1 protein-coding gene is annotated in these 831 nt (G+C 33.5%); it reads right to left on the reverse strand.

What is annotated here, in order from left to right:
- Positions 1 to 720 (reverse strand): hypothetical protein (locus LRA01S_RS11145; protein WP_218003140.1); only part of this gene is annotated, 720 nt, incomplete at its 3' end.
- Positions 721 to 831 lie beyond the last annotated feature (111 nt).

Consider the following 831-nt stretch of genomic DNA (forward strand, 5'->3'; position numbering starts at 1 on the left):
ATTACTTGATAGACTACCACTAGAAGTTGAGAGAGCAGGTGTTTTGTTAAAGTTAAATGGATTTTTGGCATTAGACAGACTTGGTAATGACTTGACAGGATCAAGACTACCTTTTGCCAATTCAGAAACACTTTTCTTAGCTGTATCAAATAGAGAAGTCAACTTATCTCTTTGTTTCCACAAAAGGAAATACAAAGCGAACTGTATGAAAATTGAAATATAATATGAATGTGACACATTTCTAAATGCCATTTCCACAAAGCTATTAAAGATAAGCCCCATTTGCACACCTAATAGACCAGATACTGATAAAGCCGTAAACACGACGATTCTTTTTGCCAAATTACCTGCCATATGCTCAAACTGAGGTAAGATAGACAAGACTAAAATAATAGGTGCTACAAATATCGCAAAAACAACAATTAACTGTAACACCCACGTGTACATTAATGTACCAACTGTAATCACAGTTAAAACAAAACCTTTAAACAGAGAAGCTAATGCAACCATAAATTTATCGGCTATACTTGAAAACCCTAATTTTGTGAAGCCAGCTTCTTTATTTTTCTTAGCATATTTACTAACCGAATCAGTATCGCCTTTTGTTGCAAGTAATGCCGTTTGTTCACTTTGTACCGAATTTTCAGGTAACTTATTGGTATCAAAGTTCATTTCCTTAAAGGGTTCTTTTACAATGACATTAAATAATTGTGTTTTCAAAGCATTAATTGTACTATCAGACACCTTATCATTTGTCGTTGAAACATTAGCCGTGAAATTGGTTGTAGAAGTTTTTTCAGTCGTATCATTTGCGATTGTTACCTTTGATAA

The sequence above is a fragment of the Pseudolactococcus raffinolactis NBRC 100932 genome (assembly GCF_001591765.1).
GTDB classification, from domain to species: domain Bacteria; phylum Bacillota; class Bacilli; order Lactobacillales; family Streptococcaceae; genus Pseudolactococcus; species Pseudolactococcus raffinolactis.